20 protein-coding genes and 2 pseudogenes are annotated in these 22,108 nt (G+C 42.8%); 16 read left to right on the forward strand and 6 right to left on the reverse strand.

All coding sequences use genetic code 11. The annotated features are described in order from the left end of the window. Positions 1 to 6 precede the first annotated feature (6 nt). Positions 7 to 675, forward strand: a complete 669-nt coding sequence (tctD, locus tag PTE_RS03535; protein WP_036843218.1) for a transcriptional regulator TctD — start codon at positions 7 to 9, stop codon at positions 673 to 675. Continuing rightward, the gene (locus PTE_RS03540) at positions 672 to 2,093 is read left to right on the forward strand and encodes a sensor histidine kinase (protein ID WP_036843219.1); all 1,422 of its coding nucleotides are present in this window, start codon (positions 672 to 674) and stop codon (positions 2,091 to 2,093) included. Before tctD ends, PTE_RS03540 begins: the two co-directional genes overlap by 4 nt. Here the strand turns inward: PTE_RS03540 and PTE_RS03545 are convergent. Beyond that, positions 2,074 to 2,988 (reverse strand): DMT family transporter, encoded by a 915-nt coding sequence (locus tag PTE_RS03545; protein ID WP_036843220.1) that lies wholly within the window; start codon positions 2,986 to 2,988, stop codon positions 2,074 to 2,076. The two genes, PTE_RS03540 and PTE_RS03545, sit on opposite strands and share 20 nt — an antisense overlap. 102 nt (positions 2,989 to 3,090) lie before the next feature. Here PTE_RS03545 and PTE_RS03550 point away from each other — a divergent pair, with 102 nt between their 5' ends. The 11 genes from PTE_RS03550 (at position 3,091) to PTE_RS03600 (ending at position 13,592) form a co-directional block, all read left to right on the forward strand. Then, positions 3,091 to 3,864, forward strand: a complete 774-nt coding sequence (locus PTE_RS03550) for a helix-turn-helix domain-containing protein (protein ID WP_036843222.1) — start codon at positions 3,091 to 3,093, stop codon at positions 3,862 to 3,864. 89 nt (positions 3,865 to 3,953) lie between these two features. Next, entirely contained in the window at positions 3,954 to 5,081 is a 1,128-nt protein-coding gene (gene pdxB, locus PTE_RS03555) for a 4-phosphoerythronate dehydrogenase PdxB (RefSeq protein ID WP_036843538.1), read from the forward strand. Positions 5,082 to 5,133: 52 nt separating this feature from the next. Beyond that, positions 5,134 to 6,144, forward strand: a complete 1,011-nt coding sequence (locus PTE_RS03560) for an aspartate-semialdehyde dehydrogenase (RefSeq protein ID WP_036843223.1) — start codon at positions 5,134 to 5,136, stop codon at positions 6,142 to 6,144. Positions 6,145 to 6,185: 41 nt separating this feature from the next. Continuing rightward, positions 6,186 to 6,980: a tRNA pseudouridine(38-40) synthase TruA gene (gene truA, locus PTE_RS03565; RefSeq protein WP_036843539.1), complete on the forward strand. Its 795-nt coding sequence runs from the start codon at positions 6,186 to 6,188 to the stop codon at positions 6,978 to 6,980. A gap of 45 nt (positions 6,981 to 7,025) precedes the next feature. Beyond that, positions 7,026 to 7,715 carry a DedA family protein gene (locus tag PTE_RS03570; protein WP_036843225.1) on the forward strand — a complete coding sequence of 230 codons (690 nt, stop codon included), beginning with the start codon at positions 7,026 to 7,028 and terminating at the stop codon, positions 7,713 to 7,715. Positions 7,716 to 7,816: 101 nt separating this feature from the next. Then, a complete protein-coding gene (gene accD / locus PTE_RS03575) occupies positions 7,817 to 8,761 on the forward strand; it encodes an acetyl-CoA carboxylase, carboxyltransferase subunit beta (protein ID WP_036843227.1) in 945 nt (314 codons plus the stop codon). Next, positions 8,754 to 10,052 carry a bifunctional tetrahydrofolate synthase/dihydrofolate synthase gene (gene folC, locus PTE_RS03580; RefSeq protein ID WP_036843229.1) on the forward strand — a complete coding sequence of 433 codons (1,299 nt, stop codon included), beginning with the start codon at positions 8,754 to 8,756 and terminating at the stop codon, positions 10,050 to 10,052. The genes accD and folC overlap by 8 nt, the downstream gene beginning before the upstream one ends. Continuing rightward, complete coding sequence (dedD, locus tag PTE_RS03585; protein ID WP_036843231.1) at positions 10,042 to 10,719, forward strand: cell division protein DedD; 678 nt, start codon at positions 10,042 to 10,044, stop codon at positions 10,717 to 10,719. Before folC ends, dedD begins: the two co-directional genes overlap by 11 nt. Before the next feature lie 203 nt (positions 10,720 to 10,922). Beyond that, positions 10,923 to 11,429, forward strand: coding sequence for a colicin V production protein (gene cvpA, locus PTE_RS03590; protein WP_023044970.1), 507 nt, complete (start codon positions 10,923 to 10,925; stop codon positions 11,427 to 11,429). Between the two features lie 14 nt (positions 11,430 to 11,443). Continuing rightward, positions 11,444 to 12,961, forward strand: coding sequence for an amidophosphoribosyltransferase (gene purF, locus PTE_RS03595; protein ID WP_036843232.1), 1,518 nt, complete (start codon positions 11,444 to 11,446; stop codon positions 12,959 to 12,961). 46 nt (positions 12,962 to 13,007) lie between these two features. Then, positions 13,008 to 13,592, forward strand: coding sequence for a UbiX family flavin prenyltransferase (locus PTE_RS03600; protein ID WP_036843233.1), 585 nt, complete (start codon positions 13,008 to 13,010; stop codon positions 13,590 to 13,592). On the opposite strand, the gene PTE_RS03605 is transcribed toward PTE_RS03600, so the two are convergent. The 5 genes and pseudogenes from PTE_RS03605 to PTE_RS03620 form a co-directional block, all read right to left on the reverse strand. Beyond that, complete coding sequence (locus PTE_RS03605; RefSeq protein WP_036843235.1) at positions 13,573 to 14,487, reverse strand: TIGR01777 family oxidoreductase; 915 nt, start codon at positions 14,485 to 14,487, stop codon at positions 13,573 to 13,575. The genes PTE_RS03600 and PTE_RS03605 overlap by 20 nt on opposite strands. A gap of 127 nt (positions 14,488 to 14,614) precedes the next feature. Beyond that, positions 14,615 to 15,235, reverse strand: a complete 621-nt coding sequence (locus PTE_RS03610) for a glutathione binding-like protein (RefSeq protein ID WP_036843237.1) — start codon at positions 15,233 to 15,235, stop codon at positions 14,615 to 14,617. A gap of 82 nt (positions 15,236 to 15,317) precedes the next feature. Continuing rightward, a pseudogene (locus tag PTE_RS27120) lies at positions 15,318 to 15,406 on the reverse strand (transposase); the annotation flags it as partial. 16 nt (positions 15,407 to 15,422) lie between these two features. Next, complete coding sequence (locus tag PTE_RS03615) at positions 15,423 to 16,952, reverse strand: hypothetical protein (protein WP_051477124.1); 1,530 nt, start codon at positions 16,950 to 16,952, stop codon at positions 15,423 to 15,425. A 67-nt stretch (positions 16,953 to 17,019) separates the two neighbouring features. After that, the gene (locus tag PTE_RS03620) at positions 17,020 to 17,430 is read right to left on the reverse strand and encodes a type III secretion system chaperone (RefSeq protein ID WP_036843238.1); all 411 of its coding nucleotides are present in this window, start codon (positions 17,428 to 17,430) and stop codon (positions 17,020 to 17,022) included. A gap of 784 nt (positions 17,431 to 18,214) precedes the next feature. On the opposite strand from PTE_RS03620, the gene PTE_RS03625 reads away from it, so the two are divergent. The 3 genes and pseudogenes from PTE_RS03625 to PTE_RS24815 all read left to right on the forward strand — a co-directional run. Then, a complete protein-coding gene (locus PTE_RS03625) occupies positions 18,215 to 20,095 on the forward strand; it encodes a lipase family protein (protein WP_036843239.1) in 1,881 nt (626 codons plus the stop codon). A gap of 466 nt (positions 20,096 to 20,561) precedes the next feature. After that, positions 20,562 to 21,110, forward strand: coding sequence for an NUDIX hydrolase YfcD (gene yfcD / locus PTE_RS03630; protein ID WP_036843240.1), 549 nt, complete (start codon positions 20,562 to 20,564; stop codon positions 21,108 to 21,110). 618 nt (positions 21,111 to 21,728) lie between these two features. Further along, positions 21,729 to 21,869: pseudogene (locus PTE_RS24815) on the forward strand (NUDIX hydrolase YfcD); the annotation flags it as partial. Positions 21,870 to 22,108: the final 239 nt, after the last annotated feature.

The following is a 22,108-nucleotide window of genomic DNA, read 5'->3' on the forward strand; positions in this document are numbered from 1 at the left end:
TAAAATATGCGCTTATTATTAGTGGAAGACCACCCTGAATTATTGCATTGGCTGCAAAAAGCACTGAGTAGTGCAGGGTTTGCTGTAGATGTTGCCAGTGATGGCATCGTTGCCGATCAATTATTGCAGACAGAAAATTATGCATTGTTGATTCTGGATGTTTCTTTGCCAAGGTTGGATGGCCTTTCTCTGTTAGTTCGTTTGCGTAAGCGGGGACAAAATCTGCCGGTATTATTATTGACGGCTAAGGCTGATGTTTCTGATCGGGTCAAAGGGCTTAATTCTGGCGCTGATGATTATTTGACTAAACCTTTTGATTTACAGGAATTAGAAGCGCGTATCCGGGCATTACTTCGGCGTAGTGCAAATATTTCTCAGGAGACTCCGACATTTGGCTCCCTGGTTTATCAGGATGAAGGTTATTTTATTTTGGGCGATGAGCCACTGGCTTTGACACCGCGGGAACTCTCTGTTTTGACAACACTGTTCCATCGTCGGGGAAGGCCGGTTTCTAAACAACAGCTCTTTGAACAAGTATTTGCACTGTCAGATGAGGCGAATCCACAAAGTATTGAACTTTATGTACATCGGGTTCGGAAAAAACTATCAGGTAGCAGTGTAGGGATCAGTACATTACGGGGATTAGGTTATCGTCTGGAGTGCCAGAACGGATGAAATTATTCAAAGTGCCGAAGTCACTGTTTCATCAGTTACTCTTGTTTTTTGGCGTTCCGCTGTTTTTGTTAGGCGGTCTATCTGTTTATACCCATTATTTCAGTGCAAAAAATGCGGCTACATTGGCTTATGATCGTACTTTACTGGCATCAGCCCGAACCGTGGCAGAACGGTTGACAGTTAAGAATAAGCAGTTAATTGTTGATGTGCCTTATGTGGTTCTGGATAGTTTTGAGCGAAATATGAATGATCGGCTGTTCTATCAGGTGTTATCTCCTGAAGGGAAAACAATTTCTGGTTATGACGATTTGCCATTGATACCTGAATATACACCGCGTTCCAATTTATACACTGCGTTGGTCTATTTTTATGATGCGGAATATCATGGGCAGCCTATTCGGGTTGCTGCATTTTATCAGCCGATCAATGAAGGTGGAATGATGGGAATGGCGTTAATACTGGTTGCTGAAACAGTGGCTTCCCGTCATTACCTTGCGCAACAATTATTAATATCTTCTTTGCTGAGTCAGGGAGCCGTTGTCGGGCTGACGCTGATTCTGGCTTATTTTCTGTTGAAACAATTACTCAAACCACTACATAAACTTTCTGGTGTCATGGTTCGTCGCCCCGCTAATGATCTGACTCCGTTACCGGATATGTTGCCGTGGTCAGAACTTTCTCCGTTATTACATGCACTTAACCGCTATATAGAGCGGCTGAAACTGATGGTTAGCCGACAGAAAAGATTCAGTGCGGATGCTTCTCATCAACTCAGAACACCATTAACGGTATTGAAAACCCAGGTGGCGGTCGCACTTGCCAGCCAAGCTCCCGAACAATGGAAAGAGAGCTTGCGGGCTATTGATAGTACGTTGGAAAATACGATTTCTCTGACAGACCGTTTATTACAACTCTCTCGTTTAAAAGCGCATGAAAAGGAAGCGGTTCAAGATTATAAGCCGGTCAATTTAGTCGAATTGTTGCAACAGGCATGTTTTTCTCGTTTGCAACAGGCTGAAAGTAAATATATTGATTTGGGTTATGAAGGAGAAAATACTCAGTGGATAAAAGGCGAACCTGTATTACTGACAGAAATGTGCGCCAACTTATTAGACAATGCAATTAAATATACGCCGGAGGGCGGAATGGTGACTTCCAGAATTATTCTCAGCCCTTGTAAGACATATTGTTATTTGGAAGTGGATGACAGTGGGCCGGGGATTGCTGAAGAAGAAGTCAATTTGTCACTGATGGCTTTTAATCGTCTTGATAATGCTGCGGGGCATGAAGGGGCAGGGCTGGGATTAGCTCTGGTAAAAGACATTAGTCTTTATCATGGTACTCATCCACAATTACTGCCCAGTGAAACACTGGGCGGCTTATTAGTAAGAATTCCTTTCAGGCTTTCTGATGATTAGTTTTCTGCGGTTTTTCTGTTTTACGGCCAAAAAGAGGAGCACGTAATTGTTGTGCCAGTACGACACCTAATAGTGTTATGCCGCCACCGATCAGATGGTAACTGTGAATTTTTTCGTGCAGAACCAGAATAGCGATAATCGTTGTAAATATTGGCGTCAAATTCATAAATATGGCAGTAGTATTAGCACCAAGTTTTATGACACCTTGTATCCATAAATAAGGGGCAAGGATAGAGGCGGGAATACCGGCGAATAAGACTAACGAGATATTGTTGGCATTCAATTGAACATCGTCGGTCAACAAGAAATTTGGCAGTAATAACAGGACACCAAAAGTAATCTGCACATACAGGGATTGCCAGTTTGGCAATGGAATAGACCAGTGTTTGGTTAATACGCCATAGAGTGCGTAGGAGGTGGAAGCAATCAACATCATTAATTCACCGCGGCCTAAACCGTGTTGCAACAATGACATGGGATCACCGGTACTGACTAACCAGACTAAACCAAACAGCGATAGCACAGTACCAAGAGCAATACCAACAGTGGGGACAACACGTAAAACAAATATACTGATGACAACAGTCAAAAGAGGAATCAATGAGCTAAAAATTCCCATAAATGTTGCACTGATACTGTGTGCAGCGTAATAGGCCAGGCTTTGGTAAAGTACCATACCAAGTGCACCAAGAATTAATAACTTCCACCAATATTGACAGATTGTTTTCCATTGGCGAATAACAGGCAGCACAACAAAGGGAGTTAATGCGAGAAAGGCCAGGAACCAGCGATAAAAAGAGATTGCAGCTGGATCAATTGCTGTAGCGGAGGCTTTACTCACCACGGCATTAATTGACCAAATCAGGACTGCCAGAAGCGGGAAAATCATATTCATATAGATGAGTCGCATTGAGATAAAAATGAGTGTTTAGTCTAATGGTGTCTGATTTATTATATATAACGATAATCAGACAATGGATAAGGCAATTGAGACAATATGGCAGAAAAACTTCATATCCCTGTAAAGTATATGGATATTCCGGCGAGTATTTCTTTTCGTAGCGAATTATTCAGTGCGGACACCGAGTGTTTACGTCATACCCATCCATTCGGGCAACTTATTTATGTCGTCTGTGGTGTAATGGCAATGAATGCTGGGGGACAACATTTCTTAGCGCCGACGCAATTCTGTGTCTGGATACCGGAAGGAATAGAGCATTCGGGATATAGTAGAAAATCCATGAGATTCAGGGCAATAGATATCTCTCCTGAGTGGGGGAAATTATTGCCGGATGCTCCTTGTATTATTCGTCTTAGCTCAATATTCAATACGATTATGGCTGATTGTTTTGAACGTAAATTAAAAATACCGGAAACAGAACAGGATTTACGGCTGGCTCAAGTGCTGATTGATCAACTCATTCAGTCTCCTGTTCAGCATACCTATCTGCCTTTATCTAAAGATAAACTTTTAGCACCGATATTACAGGAACTTGAACGCAATCCGGCTGATAATACGTCATTGGCACAATGGGCAAAACAGCGTTATACCTCAGAACGTACTTTGTCACGGCGTTGCCGGCAAGAATTAGGCATATCATTTAGTGAGTGGCGGCAACGGCTGCGGTTTATCCATGCTATTTCTTTGCTGGAACAAGGGAAAACCGTTAATGAAGTCGCGTTTGATGTAGGTTACAGCTCATCTTCTGCTTTTATTGCGATGTTTCAGCAACTGGCGGGTACGACACCGGAGCGTTTCAGAAAAGGCTAACAATAAAAGAAACCGTCGTGATGGGTTTTATTACGATTAAATGGCAAAATAGCCGGCTACGTCCGTTTTATGCCACAGGATGGAATGAAGTGAAGATTCTGGTTGATGAAAATATGCCTTATGCTGAACAACTGTTTCAGCAATTAGGGGATGTACACGCTATTTCTGGGCGCCCGGTGCCGGAAGGAGCACTGGATGACGCGGATGCGTTTATGGTTCGCTCGGTGACTCAAGTTAATGAAGAATTGCTGAAAGGCAGCACGGTAAAATTTATCGGTACGGCAACCGCGGGTACGGACCATGTGGATCAACAGTGGTTATCTCAGGCGGGAATCGGGTTTTCTGCTGCGCCGGGATGCAATGCCATTGCTGTGGTTGAATATGTTTTCTCCGCATTAATGTTACTGGCTGAACGTGACAATTTTGAACTCAAAGATAAAGTTGTGGGGATCATTGGTGTCGGTAATGTCGGTGGCCGGCTGGCAGAGCGGTTATCTACCCTTGGTATACGGACACTCTTATGTGATCCGCCAAGAGCTGAAAGAGGTGATGCCGGTGAATTTTGGCCATTGGAGAAACTGGTCAAAGAGGCGGATATTCTGACATTCCATACGCCACTGAGTAAATCAGGCCCATATAAAACACTTCATCTGGCGGGTACTGAATTATTGTCGGCTTTGCCGGATAACCGCATATTGATTAACGCCAGCCGGGGTGAAGTTGTTGATAATCAGGCCCTGCTTGCCGAGTTGACGCGTGGTAAAAAACTCAGTGTTGTGCTGGATGTTTGGGAACCAGAACCTGATTTATCCCTGCCATTGCTGGAATTAGTCGATATAGGTACTCCGCATATCGCGGGTTATACCCTCGAAGGTAAGGCACGCGGCACTACACAGGTATTTGAGGCTTATTGTGGATTCCTTGATCAACCCCGTAAAGTTGCCTTATCTGAGCTGTTGCCTGAGCCTGATTTCAGCCGGGTCACTCTGCATGGAAATGTGACTCAAAGCACATTAAAGCGATTGATACATTTAGTGTATGATGTGCGCCGCGATGATACCCCGTTACGGCAGGTTGCCGGTCAGAAAGGGCAATTCGATCTTCTGCGCAAAAACTATCTGGAACGTCGGGAATGGTCATCCCTAACTGTATGTTGTGATAACAGAGAGAGTGCTGAGTTGTTAGCCGCTCTTGGTTTCAGTACAGAACTGATTTAATTCGTGCAGAAATATGCCTGCATATCAGAAAGATAAGGTGGAGAAAACCAACATGTCGGAAGGATGGAATATTGCCCTGTTGGGTGCGACAGGCGCGGTAGGTGAAGCGATACTGGCGTTATTACAGGAGCGTCAGTTTCCCGTTGGTGAACTGTATCCTCTTGCCAGTGAACATAGTGCCGGTGAAAACCTGCGTTTTAATGGTAAAAGTTTAATTGTCCGTGATGTTGCTGATTTTGACTGGTCACAGGTGCAACTCGCTTTTTTTGTGGCCGGAACAGAAGCTACGGCACAGTATGCTGAACAAGCGGCAGAAGCAGGTTGTCTGGTGCTCGATAGCAGCGGATTATTTGCTATGGAGCCGGATGTTCCCCTGGTTGTCCCGGGTGTGAATCCTCATGCGTTGGCGGATTATCGTAACCGTAATATTGTCGCCTTGGCAGATTGCATGACCAGTCAGGTGCTGACAGCAATTAAACCGTTGGTTGACGCCGCAGGAATTGCACGCTTACATTTGACTAATTTGCTCTCTGCCTCCATTCACGGCAAAGCGGCGGTTGATGAATTAGCCGGTCAGAGCGCTCGTTTACTTAACGGTATCCCACCCGAGCCAGGTCGTTTTAGCAAGCAATTGGCATTTAATCTTTTACCGTTGCTGGCAGATGCCGAAGGCTCGGTGCGTGAAGAGCGCTGTCTTGTGGATCAGATACGCAAAATTTTACAGGATGAGGGGCTGCCGATTTCAGTCAGTTGCGTTCAGTCTTCGGTTTTTTATGGTAATGCTCAGGTAGTCCATTTGGAAACATTGCGCCCGGTTGGTGTGGAAGAAGCCCGTGAAGAGTTAGAGCGGATGGTTGATATTCATGTTTCTGATGAAGGCGATTATCCGACTCCGGTGACAGACGCATCTGGTAATGATTTGTTGAGTATTGGCTGTCTGCGTAATGATTATGGTATGCCGGAAGTATTACAATTCTGGTCTGTAGCCGACAATATTCGGTTTGGTGGTGCGCTGATGGCGGTTGAGACTGCGGAAAAACTGATTCAGGAGCAATTTTACTGATGTTTGGTACAGAACAAACAGCATCTGTGCCAGGTTCAAAAATGAAAATTGCATTGGGCATTGAGTACGATGGCAGCCGGTATTATGGTTGGCAGCGCCAGCAGGAAGTGAAAAGTGTTCAGGGGTGTCTTGAGGAAGCGTTATCAAAAGTCGCTAATGAACCCATATCGGTATTTTGTGCCGGCCGGACCGATGCTGGAGTACATGCAACAGGGCAAGTCGTTCATTTTGAAACGTCTGTGCAGCGCAAGGATGCGGCGTGGACAATGGGAGTGAACGCACATTTACCACCGGATATTGCTGTTCGTTGGGTAAAAACCGTGAATGAGGATTTCCATGCCCGTTTCAGCGCGACTGCCCGGCGGTATCGTTATATTATTTTTAATCATCGTTATCGTCCGGCAGTACTGGCCTGTGGCGTGACACATTTTCATTATCCATTGGATGAAAAGCGGATGCATCAGGCCGCGCAGTGTTTGTTGGGGGAAAATGATTTTACCTCTTTCCGTGCGGTTCAATGCCAATCCAAAACACCCTGGCGTAATGTGATGCATATTAATGTCAACCGTTACGGGTATTACGTCGTAATAGATATTAAAGCCAACGCTTTTGTGCATCATATGGTGCGTAATATTGTCGGTAGCCTGATGGAAATTGGTTGTGGGAATCAGGATATTAACTGGATGGCTCAATTGCTTGCGGTAAAAGACCGGACAAAAGCCGCTGCGACGGCCAAAGCGGCAGGATTATATCTGGTTGCCGTTGATTATCCAGCGCAGTTTGGTTTGCCGGGATCGGTTATGGGGCCTCTGTTTCTGGCAGATGATCTGATTTAACATTTTGGTTGCCGACAAGGATGTTTTGGTATAACGGGGAATATTATGGAATTTCTGACTCATTTCGTTGATTTTACTAAATTTATTATTGATTTTATTCTCCATATTGACATGCACTTAGCGGAACTTGTCGCACAATATGGTCATTGGATATATGGCATTCTGTTCCTGATTCTGTTTTGTGAAACAGGGTTGGTGGTGACTCCATTTCTGCCGGGAGATTCGCTTTTATTTGTTGCGGGTGCTTTAGCGGCGTTGGATTCCAATGATCTGAATGTGCATATCATGGTGATATTGATGATTATTGCGGCTATTATTGGCGATGCGGTGAACTATGCTATTGGCCGTGTCTTTGGCGAAAGATTATTTACCAATCCGGATTCGAAAATTTTCCGCCGGAGTTATCTGGATAAAACACATGAGTTTTATGAAAAACATGGTGGGAAAGCCATTATTTTAGCGCGATTTGTACCCATTATCAGAACATTTGCACCATTCGTTGCAGGCATGGGGAAAATGTCTTATCGTCATTTTGCTGCTTATAACGTGATTGGCGCACTGGTTTGGGTACTGTTATTCACCTATGCTGGTTATATATTCGGTGATATGTCAATGGTACAACAGAATTTGAAACTGTTGATTGTTGCTATCATCTTTATCTCAATCCTGCCTGGAGTGATTGAAATCTGGCGTCACCGCCGTGCGGCGATGAAACAGAAAACCAATAACCCGTAACAGGTTTGAGCAGTTTTTTATCCACACTGTAATAGCATTGTGGTTTAATGGCACACATAACAAAACTGGCATAAGCCAGATTCAGACGGAAAGATCATTCAATGAGCTGGATTGAAAAAATTCTTAATAAAAGCAACATTACCCAAACTCGTAAGGCGAATATCCCTGAAGGGGTTTGGACTAAATGTGATAGTTGCAGTCAGGTGCTCTACCGTGCTGAGTTAGAGCGCAATCTTGAGGTTTGCCCTAAATGTGATCATCACATGCGTATTTCAGCGCGTACCCGGTTGGAGACTCTTCTTGATGAAGGGACAAAAACTGAATTAGGGGCGGAATTAGAGCCAAAAGATATTCTGAAATTCCGCGATTCTAAAAAGTATAAAGACCGTATATCGGCAGCACAAAAGCAAACTGAAGAGAAAGACGCACTGATCGTGATGAAAGGCACGTTGAGTGGTATGCCGGTTGTTGTTGCTGCTTTTGAATTTGCGTTTATGGGTGGTTCAATGGCTTCTGTTGTTGGTGCCCGTTTTGTTCGTGCGGTGGAACAGGCACTGGAAGACAATTGCCCTCTGATCTGTTTTTCTTCCAGTGGTGGTGCCCGTATGCAAGAAGCGCTGATGTCACTGATGCAGATGGCGAAAACCAGTGCTGCTTTGGCAAAAATGCAGGAGCGTGGTTTGCCTTACATCTCTGTGATGACTGATCCGACAATGGGCGGTGTTTCAGCGAGTCTGGCAATGTTGGGTGATATCAATATTGCTGAACCGAAGGCATTGATTGGCTTTGCCGGGCCACGTGTTATTGAGCAGACAGTACGTGAGAAATTGCCGCCAGGTTTCCAGCGCAGTGAGTTTTTGTTGGAAAAGGGGGCGATTGACATGATTGTTCGTCGTCCTGAAATACGAGACACACTTGCCAGTTTGCTTGCTAAACTGACTCATCAGCCGCAACCCGGTACTAAACCCATTGTTGCTGAATTTGTGGCAGAACCCGCTGATGTTGATGCGAATATTCAAATAAGTACTAATAAAGAAGATGTCTGACACTTTGCAAATTCCTCAAGCCACGTCGTCACTGACGACGTGGCTTTCCTATCTTGAAAAACTGCATACTAAAGCCATTGATATGGGGCTTGAACGTGTGGGTAAACTTGCCCGAACCTTGGAATTGGTTAATCCCGCGCCTAAGGTGATAACCGTATCCGGTACTAATGGTAAAGGTACCACTTGTTGCACTATCGAAGCTGTTCTGTTGGCGGCTGGGTTGAGAGTGGGCGTTTACAGCTCACCGCATCTTGTACGTTATACCGAAAGAGTCCGTATTCAGGGTAAAGAGTTACCTGAACAGGCGTTCTGTCGTGTATTTGCGGATATTGAATCCCGTCGTGGTGATATTTCACTGACTCATTTTGAATATGGCACATTAGCGGCTCTGCAACTGTTTAAAGAAGCTTGTCTGGATGTCGTCATCTTAGAAGTCGGCTTAGGTGGACGGCTGGATGCGACTAATATTGTGGATGCCGATATTGCAGCCGTTACCAGTATTGCACTCGATCATATTGATTGGTTGGGGGCTGATCGCGAACATATTGGTCGTGAGAAAGCGGGTATTTTCCGCAAAGATCGTTTTGCCGTAGTTGGTGAGCCGGATATGCCATCTTCTATTGCAGAAGTCGCCGATGAATTGGGGGCCAAGTTGTTCCGCTGTGGTATTGACTGGCGATTTTCTCAACAGGAGAAAGATTGGCACTGGCAATCTGATGATAGGCTATTTAGTAATCTGCCTTTGCCAAATGTTCCTTTGATGAATGCTGCAACCGCAATGGGTGTTATTTGTTGCCTGTTACGACAAGGGGATAAAGTCAGTCAGGCTATTAATGAAAATGCCATCCATCAGGGGTTGCAAAATGCGCAGTTGCCTGGGCGTTTCCAAATAGTTCATGAAAAGCCGTTGTTAATTCTGGATGTGGCGCATAACCCACACGCAGCCGCTTATCTGGTGCAGAAATTAGCCCTGTTGCCCCGTCAACCGGGCAGCAAAATTCTGGGTGTAGTGGGTATGCTTGGTGATAAAGATATTGCCGGCACACTGGCTTGCCTGTCACAGCAAATTAATGAGTGGTATTGTGCTCCGTTGACTGAACCGCGTGGCGCAGATGCACAGGCACTGGCTCAACATCTTGAACAACCACGGGTATTTACTGATGTGGAAAATGCCTGGTATCAGGCAATGGCAGACGCTGATGAACAGGATATTGTTGTCGTTTGTGGTTCATTCCACACAGTAGCGTATGTCATGGAGGCTCTGGACAGGGAGAAGCGAAGTGGCAAGTAAATTTCAAAATCGTTTGGTCGGTACAATTGTATTGGTAGCACTGGGTGTTATTGTGTTGCCTGCATTGTTGGACGGCAACAAGAAATATAACGAAGATAAGTTTGCATCAATTCCCTTGGTTCCTAAGCCTGGGGATGAGCAAGAAATTGAATCTATTCCTCCCCTTAATTCGCCAATATTATCCATGCCTCTGGAAGATGAGACAGAGGCATTGCTGCCGGAAACTCTGGAGCAGCCGGAAATACCATTGGTGACAATTCCACCGTCGCCTGCACCGATAGCGCCTCCTGCTGTTCAGCCAGAAGTTAAGCCTCAACCACAGATTAAACCTGAACAAAAACCGGACGTTAAGCAGCCGGTCCCGGCTAAACCAGAGATTAAACCAGAACCGAAACATGAAGTTAAACCGGTTGAAAAAGCACCGCAAGGGCAAGCTTATATCGTACAACTGGGTGCTTTGAAAAATGCAGGAAAGGTGGATGAAATTGTTGCCAGGCTGCGTTTGTCGGGTTATCAGGTCTATACAGTACCTTCATCTCCGGTGCACGGGCAGTTAACCAGAATATATGTCGGCCCGAATGCGTCTAAACAGCAACTCGATTCGGCGTTATCAGAACTGAAAAATCTGACAGGATTACAAGGTCAGGTAAGAAGTTATAGACCGTAATAAAGCTGACGGTGCCTATGTGACGAATAGGATAATTGTGATGAAATTAAGTAATAAATATTAAGTGACCGCGGCGATAATGAGTTTCCTATATCGCCGCTAATTATTTTCAGTGGAATAGGAAATCTGCTACGCAAACGTTTTCGTTTTCTGTTAAAATGCGCCTGAAACGGATGCCGGGGCGTCTATTTTGGAATTAAAATATGGTTTGGATTGATTACGTTATTATTGCCATTATTGGTTTCTCGGCATTAGTTAGCCTGATTCGTGGGTTTATTCGTGAGGCGTTGTCACTGGTCACCTGGGGATGTGCTTTCTTTGTGGCAAGCCACTTCTACTCTTACTTAGCGGTCTATTTTACCCGTTTTGAAGATGAACTGGTGCGTAACGGAATCGCTATTGCGCTTCTGTTTATTGCGACGTTGATTGTCGGTTCTGTGGTGAACTATGTGATAGGTTCTCTTGTGCAACGGACTGGATTGTCGGGTACTGATCGGGTACTGGGAGTCTGCTTTGGGGCATTGCGTGGTGTGCTGATTGTCGCTGCTATTCTGTTTTTTCTGGATACATTCACACCATTGTCTCAAAGTGATGACTGGAAGCAGTCACAATTGATCCCACAGTTCAGTCATATCATCAGGTGGTTCTTTGACTACCTGCAAAATGCGTCAAGTTTCCTGCCGGAGAAATATACCTCTCCGCTTGGCTGATGAGGAAAAACTACATGTGCGGTATTGTTGGTATCGTCGGTTTTACACCGGTTAACCAGTCGATTTATGATGCGTTGACGGTGCTTCAGCACCGTGGGCAAGATGCTGCTGGCATTGCTACTATTGATGGTAACAATGGGTTTCGTTTACGCAAAGCCAATGGTTTAGTGAGAGATGTGTTTGAAACCCGGCATATGCTGCGTTTACAGGGAACGATTGGGATTGGTCATGTTCGCTATCCGACTGCGGGCAGCTCCAGTGCATCGGAAGCCCAGCCGTTTTATGTGAACTCTCCATTTGGTATTACATTGACACACAATGGTAATTTGACGAATGCGCATGAATTAAAAAGAATGTTGTTTGAAAATGCCCGTCGCCATGTGAATACCACGTCAGATTCCGAGATTTTGCTCAATATTTTTGCTAATGAATTGGATCGTTTCCAGTATTATCCGTTGGAGCCTGACAATATTTTTGCCGCGGTAGCGGCAATGCATAAACAGGTTCGTGGTGCTTATGCCTGTATTGCGATGATTATCGGTCATGGGTTAGTTGCTTTCCGTGATCCACATGGTATACGTCCGTTGGTGTTAGGCAAGCGTACTTTGAATGATGGCAGTAATGAATATATGGTCGCTTCTGAAAGTGTTGCATTGGATACCCTGGGTTTTGAATTCCTGCGGGATGTTGCATCGGGTGAAGCGGTTTATATCACTGAGAAAGGCCAGTTATTTACCTGCCAGTGCGCTGAAAATCCTTCTCTGACCCCCTGTTTGTTTGAATTTGTCTATTTTGCCCGTCCAGACTCTTTTATTGATAAGATTTCGGTTTATAACGCCCGTGTGCGGATGGGGCATAAGCTGGGGACGAAAATTGCCCGTGAATGGGAAGACCTGCATATTGATGTGGTTATTCCTATTCCTGAAACTTCCTGCGATATTGCGCTGGAAATTGCCCGTATACTGGGTAAACCCTACCGTCAGGGGTTTGTGAAAAACCGTTATGTTGGTCGGACATTTATTATGCCGGGTCAACAGGAGCGCCGGAAATCAGTCCGCCGTAAACTGAATGCTAATCGTGCGGAATTCCGCGATAAAAATGTGCTGCTGGTGGATGATTCTATTGTTCGTGGTACAACATCAGAACAAATTGTTGAAATGGCCCGTGAAGCGGGAGCGAAGAGGGTTTATTTTGCTTCTGCGGCCCCGGAAGTGCGTTTCCCGAATGTTTATGGCATTGATATGCCAAATGCAAATGAATTGATCGCTCATGGACGTGAAGTTGATGAAATTCGCCAGCTCATTGGTGCAGATGCGTTGATATTCCAGGATTTAACGGATCTGATTGATGCCGTTCGTGAAGAAAACCCGGATATTGAAGAGTTTGAATGTTCAGTATTCAATGGCATTTATGTTACCAAAGACATTGACCAGACTTATCTCTATTATCTGGAAAATTTACGTAAAGACGATGAAATGACATTGAATAATCAGAACGAAATTGAAAATCTGGATATCTATAATGAAGGTTGATGCCCTTCGGATTTAAATTGCTGTCCAGTGTCAGCACGAGGAAAAAATGAAAAGATTGATCGTGGGGCTTACGGGAGCAAGCGGGGCTATTTATGGCGTCAGGCTGCTGCAAGTTTTACAGCCAGTTGAGGGCGTAGAAACACATCTGGTCATCAGTCAGTCCGCTCGCCAGACACTGGCGCTTGAAACAGATTATAGTTTACGGGATGTGCAGGCGCTGTCTGATGTCGTGTATGACAACAGAGATATAGCCGCTGCTATCTCTTCCGGTTCGTTCAAAACTTCGGGTATGGTCGTTTTGCCATGTTCAATGAAAACCCTTTCAGGTATTGTTCACAGCTATACCGATGGATTAGTGACCAGAGCGGCCGATGTTGTATTGAAAGAAGGCCGTAAGTTGGTGCTTGGTGTGAGAGAAACGCCATTACATTTGGGGCATCTCAGGTTGATGACTCAGGCGGCAGAAATAGGGGCGGTGATTATGCCGCCAGTGCCTGCATTTTATCATCGGCCTGAACAGATTCAGGATATTATTGACCAGACGGTTAATCGGGTGCTCGATCAGTTTGATATCGAGCTACCTCATGATCTGTTTACCCGTTGGCAAGGCGCTAAAGGTGTTGAGATTTAGTGTGTAGCAGGTCTTCAAAAGCTTCCTTTAGCTGAAAATAGCGGAAGCCAAAACCAGCTTGTTCCAGTTTATGCGGTATTGCCTGCTGTCCTCCCAGGACCAATGCCGCAGCTTCTCCCATGAGTAATTTCAGCACAAAAGCAGGTATGCGGATAATTGCAGGGCGGTTCAATACTTCTCCGAGTGTTGCGGCAAACTGATCATTATGCACCGGATAAGGGGCGGTGATATTAAAAGGACCACTCAAACCGGGCGTCCTCAACAGGTAATAGATACCATTTACCATATCATCAATATGGATCCAGGGCAGATACTGCTTTCCGCTACCCATAGGGCCACCAAGCCCAAGACGGAAAAGCGGTAACATTTTTTTCAGTGCTCCACCGTTTTTTGCCAATACAACGCCGGTACGCAAAAGACAAACACGGGTTTTATCACTGGCAGCTTGTAATGCAAGTTGTTCCCATCGTTTGCAGAGTTGATGAGTAAATTCATCATTGGGTGGCTCATGTTCTGTCACAACTGCTTGATTCTGATCGCCGTAATAGCCCACCGCAGAGCCGGAAATAAAGACTTCTGGTGGTGTCTGACTGGCATTAATTAACTTGCTGAGTTGTTCTGTCAATGTCCAGCGGCTCTGGCACAGCTTTTCTTTTTGCGCGGAAGTCCAAGGTTTATTTGCTATGGGTTCGCCAGCAAGATTAATAACGGCATCAAAATCATTGAGGTCCGTTTTATCTTTCAGAGTGGTCCAGCATTCAGCTTGTTTACTGAACAGAGAATACACTTTTTGTGGTGAGCGGCTCAGAATGGTGATGGAATGGGATAGGGAAAGAAGCTGGAAAACCAGACGGCTACCAATCAAGCCTGTTCCTCCGGTGATTAAAATACGCATATGCCACTCCTATAACTTAAGTTTATATAGAAACTATAGCAGGGATATCAAAGCTGATGATTTAAAATACAGTCATCTGTTAGCCGGATTAAGTTTTGCGGGGAAATAGTTACCCCGCAGACAGGTATCAAGCTTTACTGTAGGCTATTTGGGTAGCGTAGCGTTGGCTAATCGTATCAAACCATTTTTGCACTGCTGGATAATCGCTCAGATCAATGTTTTGACGCTCATAGGCACGAACCCACGGATAAGTTGAGATATCAGCGATACTGTATTCCTGACCACCCAGATAGGATGTTTTTTCCAATTGAGTATTCAGAACTTTATATAAGCGTTGTGTTTCTTCTTGATAACGATTAATCGCGTAAGGGACTTTCTCAGGCGCAAAGTGACTAAAATGGTGATTTTGTCCCAGCATTGGGCCAAAGCCGCCAATTTGCCAAAACAGCCATTGCAGGCTTTGAATACGTTCACGCATATCTTTGCTGAGTAACTTACCCGTTTTCTCTGCCAGATAAGTCAAAATGGCGCCAGATTCAAAAATGGCAACAGGTTTGCCACCATCGGTGGGTTGTTGATCAACAATAGCTGGAATTTTATTGTTAGGAGAAATTGCAAGAAATTCAGGTTTAAATTGATCTCCAGCACCAATATCAATTCGGTAAATGTTGTAAGGAAGGCCAGTCTCTTCAAGAAAGAGCGTGATTTTGTGACCATTTGGCGTTGGGGCATAATACAGGTCGATCATAGAACCTCCAGTGGAACATAAAATTGCATTACATATTATATTACCTTAGATCTATTTAAGAACATCTAATTCAGACTCTTGATAATTCCCGCACTGGCTGACGATCATCTGTATTTCCGGGGGTGAGTTTAACCGATAACAACTCCCCCGGTCATGAATCATCAGATGAAGTGGCAAAAAAGAATGGTTATCTGGAATTCGTTCTTATACTGCCATTTGCGTTAACAACTGCCCGACTTCCACCGTACAGATCTTTCTTGAAAGTAGAGTAATCTGTGCGGACATCCTCACGATTTTCTAATTCTGCCAATATTTCCTGGCTGGATATGCTAAATCCCTTGGCATGTATAGGAGAAGAGAAAGGTTCGGTATAGAGATTCAATCCCCATTGAGACTCTAAACCGTGGTTAGCCGCCCCTAAATTAACTTCGATCATAGAATGGTGATTATCATCAACCAGATAACCTGTTGCCAGCCATCGGGTTAGCTCTTTCATTTCCCGCTCCCCTCGCTGAATTGACTGCTCCGGTGATTCCCCGTTAGCAGGAGTACCTAAAGAAAGATCATTTTTCAGTCCCGTGCCCAATAACCTGGCCGCAGTAATAAAACGATCCGTGGTGCCTGAAGGTGCAGCGACAGTTGGCAAATTGTGTAAGGCTGTATCCTTAGAAAATCCTGTATTTTCTTTCACATTCCAGACAGCAAAACCATTACCACGTTGTACTATAATGTTTTCCTTCGCTAATTCTTGATGTGCTTTGATGGGGCCTGATTGACCAAACTGATAGTCAGTTCTGTCCAGTCGGTTGCGGGGGTTTAAACGAGCAAATTCCAACTCCCGATTGGTCAGACGATTATCGGCTTCAAGTGAAGCGGCAGATGACCAGACACTATCCTTATCAGGAGCGGGTGTTCTGAAATCATTCTGGACTTTTGTCAGGCTATTGCCAGCCAGAGCAGGATTACTTGTAACTTCTTTGCCTTTTTCCTGTTTTGTCACCTGATATAATTCGGGGTTTTCAGAGGCATTAAATTTATTTTCATTTTTAAAAGTGTAGAGAGCCAACTGATCAGGTAAGGGATTTTCTTTAGTGGAACCTCGGGCAGGTGCAAAGTTTTTACTTTCCAGGTAGCCAATATCAATTATATCCTTGAGTTCTGATTTCAATTCAGGTGATGAATAGATTTTCTCCAGAGTATCCCGGAAATAAGCTGAGTTAGTCAGATCATAGTAAGCAGTGGCTTTCTCCCTCAATGTCAGAGGTTCTGTATTTGCCCTATCAGACCTCACACCGCTTTGTTGTGCTTCGCTCATGATTCGGGTAAATCCACCCGCACCAAGCTGACCTAAGATACTGAATCCGGGTTTATCTCCGGTATAGGCATTAAGCATTTTAGTGATTGCGGTTAATTCATTACCCTCCACCCGAACGAAAAGTTTTACCAAGTTAGATAAGAGAGAATCAACCGTTTTATGGGCGGCAGTACTTTCGCTGGCTAAACGGGAAATGTTAGCTTCAATTTGTTTGTTGGTTACGACGGATTTTTCATTCCATTGTGTGATAACAGAGGTTGGTGCGGTAAGTGGATTATCAATGGTATTATTTAGCAACGGTTCACAACAGTGACAAGTTTTATCTGTTGAAGCCGCTTGAGACAACTCATTATGATTAATATCAATCCTGGTGTTAGCGCTCTGTATTGAAAGATTCGACATACTTTCTCTCCATTATTTTATTTTTTTCTTCTGTGAGTTTTTTGAATTTATTCTCTAAAAAAACATATCAAACTAAAATATCGTGGGTTGATGCTGAAGTGGTGTGTTTAATTTCGGGAAGAGGCAGTTCAGCTCTTATTTTTTGCAGATTTCCCAAAATATTGACCAAATCAATAGAATCGATTCGTGTTATATCCTGAAGTAAGCAGAGACGAATAGTTCGCGTTGGCTGATGTAATGCGAGCCATGCTCCTCCAAGTATATTGATATTACTGTTTAATGAGAGCCAAAATTCCGCATCATTCTCAACAAATGAAGTGACTGTATGATGGAAAGTAAGCATAGATCCCGTTGAGTCTACCTCTATCCACCAGGGGCCATAATCACCAATATTCAATTGCGCTGCGCCGGTAGAAAGATTCAACATAATGTTAGTCTGAGCGGCAAAATCTGCACATAATTTCTCTAATTTGGACATCAACAAATCTCATAAAAATAATTGAGTACGACTAAAATATTGTCCAAATTATGTGGTCGAAGCACAGGATCGTCTATCAAAAACAGACGATAATATTGTAAAAATTAATCAGAAAAATTGGTTCTGCTGCGTTAATGAAATAATACCGTCGTTTATGAAGAATCGGAGCGGGATAAGGTGGCGTGGTCAACCTTATCACCGCGTTAGGCTATGCTTGCCCCAAATCCTCGTAGATTGAGTGAATAGGCCTGGTATTGAGAGAACCAATAAACTGCATGTTTTTTTATTCTTTTGAATAATGTTTAAATGAGAATATATTCTAAATAATTGATATGATATTTATATCAATAATAAGTTTATAGTATATTACCATTAAGTTTTTATTTTTATTTTAAGTGAATGGAATGTTTTTATTATTTGGTTCATTTAAATAAAATTTAACGATTCATCATGACAGTTAGAGTGATAAATGTTTTTACATGTTATTCAATGTGTTATTTTTTTCTTATTATGGAAATAAATTTTTGTTAAGTAAATTAATGCTTGGATTTTTATTTTTTAGGCTTAATGCTTATTAAGTAAAGTAATTAAATAAATTAGATTTTTCCTGTTTTCTTATTTTTTGCCCTGTGGTTTTTCATAATTATATTCATTTGGCATTTATTGAATTTTATTATGATATTACGCTTGAGAGAATGAATTTTCTCTCCCACTATTATTAATGTATCGAACTGATAATAAGCGTTGTATTACTTTCTCAGCATAAAAAAGGAAAATAATAATTATGAGCGAATTATGCCCACGAGACTCTATTGATGGTCAAAAAATTATGGAACATTGGGTGGAGTTCCAACTTGTTGATGAACAAGGTAATCCATTAGTTAATATGCCTTATCGCCTGATAAGCCAGGGGGAGCCGCGAGATGAACGTAAAGGAGTAACTAATGATCAAGGATTGCTTAGGGAAGAAAGTTTGTCGCCGGATCCAGTAACGTTGTATATCAGCGCTCAACCATTAGCCGATGAAATGGAACAGCGCCCATTACGGGAAAAACGCGATGTCAATACATCGGTAGTTAAATCGAAAACCAAAGCAGAAGGTCATCAATATCGTTATGTGACCATCGGTCAGATAAGTGATGGCTTACCTGTGATTGATAAATGGAAAGAGGATAAACCGCCACACTATCATTTCCCAGACCCGGTACCGAAAGGTTTTGGCATTCCCTCAATAAACTGCCGGTATGTTCTGGAAGTGTGTCCGTTCAGAGCCTGGGTATTATTGTTACATCATCAGCTTGATTACTCCTTGGTGAATGCGTATAACCTGGCGTTAATGGGAGTGCTGTCATATTCTAATAATAATGTTGATGTAGCCGGTTCTATCACCCATTTTTTTAACCAGCAGATGCTGGATATATCCCAATTACCCAATAAAATAGAAAAAATAGCGCGTTCTCCGATTGTATATGATGTGCCATTTCGTGAACGTTATACTGATGTTGTATTTATTGATTCAAAAGCGAGTGAAAACCCATTAGGAGACACTGAGCTATTTTATGCATCTAATCAACAAGACATTATTGTCAGTTGGCGGGGAACGGCCAGTATAGATAATGCCATCACTGATATTATGTACCAGCCATTGAAACTGGGCTGTGGTCAAGGCGGCGTATGTAGTGGTTTTGTCGAGAATGGTAAAGTCCATAAGGGGTTTTGGGAAGCATTTAATCTTATTGGCAAATTAAAAGTTCCCGGTTCTGATAAAAGTATGTCTGATAAAATTATTGATTTGGCTAAAAACCGAAACTTATTTGTTTGTGGGCATAGTTTAGGTGGTGCTCTGGGGTTGTTACACAGCGCGCAACTGAAAAAATATCATCCTTGTTTGTACAGTTATGGGATGCCGCGGACATTAACCCGCAGTGCGGTACAAGAACTGGAAGATATTACGCATTACCGCCATCTGAATGAAAACGATTTGGTTCCCTCTGCGCCCCCGGAAAAAGACCTGGATAACTGGCTTTATGATTATTGGGGGCCTCTGGGCTATTTATTCAGCACTATTGAATTGTTAGGTTTGACAAAAGGTGATGAAGTTTTCTTGCATCATGGAAAAATAGTTCACTTTTATAAAGCTAATCTGATTATTGAAGCTTTAAAAAAGAGTGATTCAAATAACTTTATACAGCTTAGTGATATATTACCTGTCGACGTAAAATTATATTTAATCCCATCACTGAATCATGAAACGGAAGATAAGATGAAGGAGATATTAGAGGTTCAGAAAGAATTTTTTAAACGTATAAGCGAAGCAGATAGGGCTAAATGGTTTCCACGTAATGACAACCCGAAGTTAAAAGATGCCTTGAGTCTGCCTGATCACCGTATGTTTAAATATATTCATTACATTGGTGATCGAATTGCAGAGTTAGTTGAACCGAGGAAATATCATTTTTATCGGGATAAGGAACGATTCTTTGAAAGAACAATGGCGGAAAGATCTGATGTTGTTCCTGATATTCGGCAACGTAATACCCTGTTTTTACATATGGACGACCAGTTAACACAAGCGCTTATTTATACTAAACAAAATAAATGGGGTAATTTGGCTTTAAAACGCTATACGGATAATTTTGTACTGATTGGAGAGGATTGGATGTGATAAATATGAGAAAATGCTTGTTAGTAACATTAGTATCTGGTTTACGTAAGTATTAAGCCATATAAGGTACTGAGATTAAACGGATCCATATGAATATACCGAAGGTGACTATAATTAACGGAAAAGGTGAATGGGTTGAGTACCCCGATGGGTGAATTGATATTAATAGCCAAATGATAGATCACTGTAAAATAATGCTGGCATAATGAGGGGCATAAATGAATTAGCCCCTCTTTTCTGGTTTTTGAAGTTGATAAGGTGCAGGTAATCAACCCCGTTATCACTGCTGGTAAGAATTTGATCGCATTACGGTTTATCAGGTGCCCTATTTTGGGTTCAGTCAAAGGGTTGCATGAAGCGTCCGAAACGAATAACTTCGTAGAGCCGCTATCAATTTGGTGATTTTGAATAGGTTAACCATTCTATAGACTTGCAATTTCTTGCTAATAAAAAAGGTTTTTTAAAGATGGAACAAGAGAATACAGAGGGTGTTGAGTGGATCGATATTGTCAATGAAGACAATGAAGTCATTGCTCAGGCTACACGTCAGCAGATGCGCGCCCAGTGTTTACGGCACCGTGCCACTTATATCGTAGTTCATAATGGTATGGGAAAAATTCTGGTTCAGCATCGTACAGAAACTAAAGATTTTTATCCGGGAAAATTGGATGCGACCGCAGGAGGCGTTGCGCTGGCGGGTGAAAATATGTTGGATGCAGCCCGGCGCGAAGCAGAAGAAGAATTGGGTATCGCAGGCGTTCCTTTTGCCGAGCACGGTAGTTTTTATTATGAGGAACAGAATTGCCGTATCTATGGCGCATTATTCAGTTGCATCAGTCATGGCCCATTTGCTTTACAGGAAGCGGAAATTGATGATGTATGCTGGCTGACACCGGCAGAAATCACCGCGCGTTGCGACGAATTCACCCCCGATTCGTTGAAAGCACTTTCTCTGTGGTTGACGCGTAATAATGATTTCGATGCTGTTATTCTTAGCAATAAATTGATTGATTGAGTTATTACCACCAATAATGGTTCTATTTATAATATGAACTATTTGGTCATGCTTGCAGTGTTAGTGATATTCGGCCGTGCCCCTTAATAATATTGCCAATTATTGTTGAGGGACACGACCTGGTCAGAGGTTAGCCCCAGTTCCATATCTGCGATGTAACTTCGATTTCTGCGGTTATACTATCGCTGAGATTGATGATTACAATTCTATAGAAATAAATAGCATTAATCGGTGCTGTGAGTGTTTTAGTTTCTCCGGGGTAGACTTCAATATAGGTATATTGATTATAATCTCCGATTGGAGCAGCCCAGTAATTTACAGCTCTAATGGGTGCCAGGCTGTTGTTTTTATACTTATATGATAGGTGGTTTTATTTGCGAAATTTAACTTAACACTTTCTTTGGGTAGTTAAATATTGAAATTTATCAGTGATATAAAAGGAATGCGGTAAACGAATTTATCGTATTTTAATCTTCGTTCAGTGGTGATATTGGCAGGACTTCAATCTTGTCTTAATATAGTCAGGTATTACAGGATTAGTGAAATATTTTGGATGAGTGATTATTGAATTGCATTAATAGCATGTTTTAGTAAGTCGTTTTACAGGCAGTAGGAATTGACGATGTGTTCTGGCTGACACTGGAGGAAATTACTGTTCGTTTTGACGAATTTACACTTGATGTTCTAAAAGCACTTTTTCTGTGGCTGACGCGTAATGATGATTTCGATGAAGTCATTTTTAATCAAAAAATAGATTAATTTCGCTCTCTGTTTGAGTTGAATCGCTAAACTCCGAAAAGGTGGATCTCATTGTTTTTATTCTTAAATTCCTTTCTTATAACAGCAATGAATATTCCTCCTTTGAGTAAAAATTTTGTTTATACATAAGGGTTACAATGTAACAACAATATTTATTATTGGCGCTATGGTGACTAGTCACAATATATCCTATATATTGAATATATCCATATTGCTGTTATGAGAAGGTACACCATGAC

The organism is Photorhabdus khanii NC19 (genome assembly GCF_000517265.1).
Classification (GTDB): domain Bacteria; phylum Pseudomonadota; class Gammaproteobacteria; order Enterobacterales; family Enterobacteriaceae; genus Photorhabdus; species Photorhabdus khanii.

What these genes read in the sequence shown, in the direction of transcription:
- tctD (WP_036843218.1), top strand. Translation starts at nt 7, where the DNA reads ATGCGCTTATTATTAGTGGAAGACCACCCTGAATTATTGCATTGGCTG.
- PTE_RS03540 (WP_036843219.1), top strand. Translation starts at nt 672, where the DNA reads ATGAAATTATTCAAAGTGCCGAAGTCACTGTTTCATCAGTTACTCTTG.
- PTE_RS03545 (WP_036843220.1), bottom strand. Translation starts at nt 2,988, where the DNA reads ATGAATATGATTTTCCCGCTTCTGGCAGTCCTGATTTGGTCAATTAAT.
- PTE_RS03550 (WP_036843222.1), top strand. Translation starts at nt 3,091, where the DNA reads ATGGCAGAAAAACTTCATATCCCTGTAAAGTATATGGATATTCCGGCG.
- PTE_RS03560 (WP_036843223.1), top strand. Translation starts at nt 5,134, where the DNA reads ATGTCGGAAGGATGGAATATTGCCCTGTTGGGTGCGACAGGCGCGGTA.
- truA (WP_036843539.1), top strand. Translation starts at nt 6,186, where the DNA reads ATGAAAATTGCATTGGGCATTGAGTACGATGGCAGCCGGTATTATGGT.
- PTE_RS03570 (WP_036843225.1), top strand. Translation starts at nt 7,026, where the DNA reads ATGGAATTTCTGACTCATTTCGTTGATTTTACTAAATTTATTATTGAT.
- accD (WP_036843227.1), top strand. Translation starts at nt 7,817, where the DNA reads ATGAGCTGGATTGAAAAAATTCTTAATAAAAGCAACATTACCCAAACT.
- folC (WP_036843229.1), top strand. Translation starts at nt 8,754, where the DNA reads ATGTCTGACACTTTGCAAATTCCTCAAGCCACGTCGTCACTGACGACG.
- cvpA (WP_023044970.1), top strand. Translation starts at nt 10,923, where the DNA reads ATGGTTTGGATTGATTACGTTATTATTGCCATTATTGGTTTCTCGGCA.
- purF (WP_036843232.1), top strand. Translation starts at nt 11,444, where the DNA reads ATGTGCGGTATTGTTGGTATCGTCGGTTTTACACCGGTTAACCAGTCG.
- PTE_RS03600 (WP_036843233.1), top strand. Translation starts at nt 13,008, where the DNA reads ATGAAAAGATTGATCGTGGGGCTTACGGGAGCAAGCGGGGCTATTTAT.
- PTE_RS03605 (WP_036843235.1), bottom strand. Translation starts at nt 14,487, where the DNA reads ATGCGTATTTTAATCACCGGAGGAACAGGCTTGATTGGTAGCCGTCTG.
- PTE_RS03610 (WP_036843237.1), bottom strand. Translation starts at nt 15,235, where the DNA reads ATGATCGACCTGTATTATGCCCCAACGCCAAATGGTCACAAAATCACG.
- PTE_RS03615 (WP_051477124.1), bottom strand. Translation starts at nt 16,952, where the DNA reads ATGTCGAATCTTTCAATACAGAGCGCTAACACCAGGATTGATATTAAT.
- PTE_RS03620 (WP_036843238.1), bottom strand. Translation starts at nt 17,430, where the DNA reads ATGTCCAAATTAGAGAAATTATGTGCAGATTTTGCCGCTCAGACTAAC.
- PTE_RS03625 (WP_036843239.1), top strand. Translation starts at nt 18,215, where the DNA reads ATGAGCGAATTATGCCCACGAGACTCTATTGATGGTCAAAAAATTATG.
- yfcD (WP_036843240.1), top strand. Translation starts at nt 20,562, where the DNA reads ATGGAACAAGAGAATACAGAGGGTGTTGAGTGGATCGATATTGTCAAT.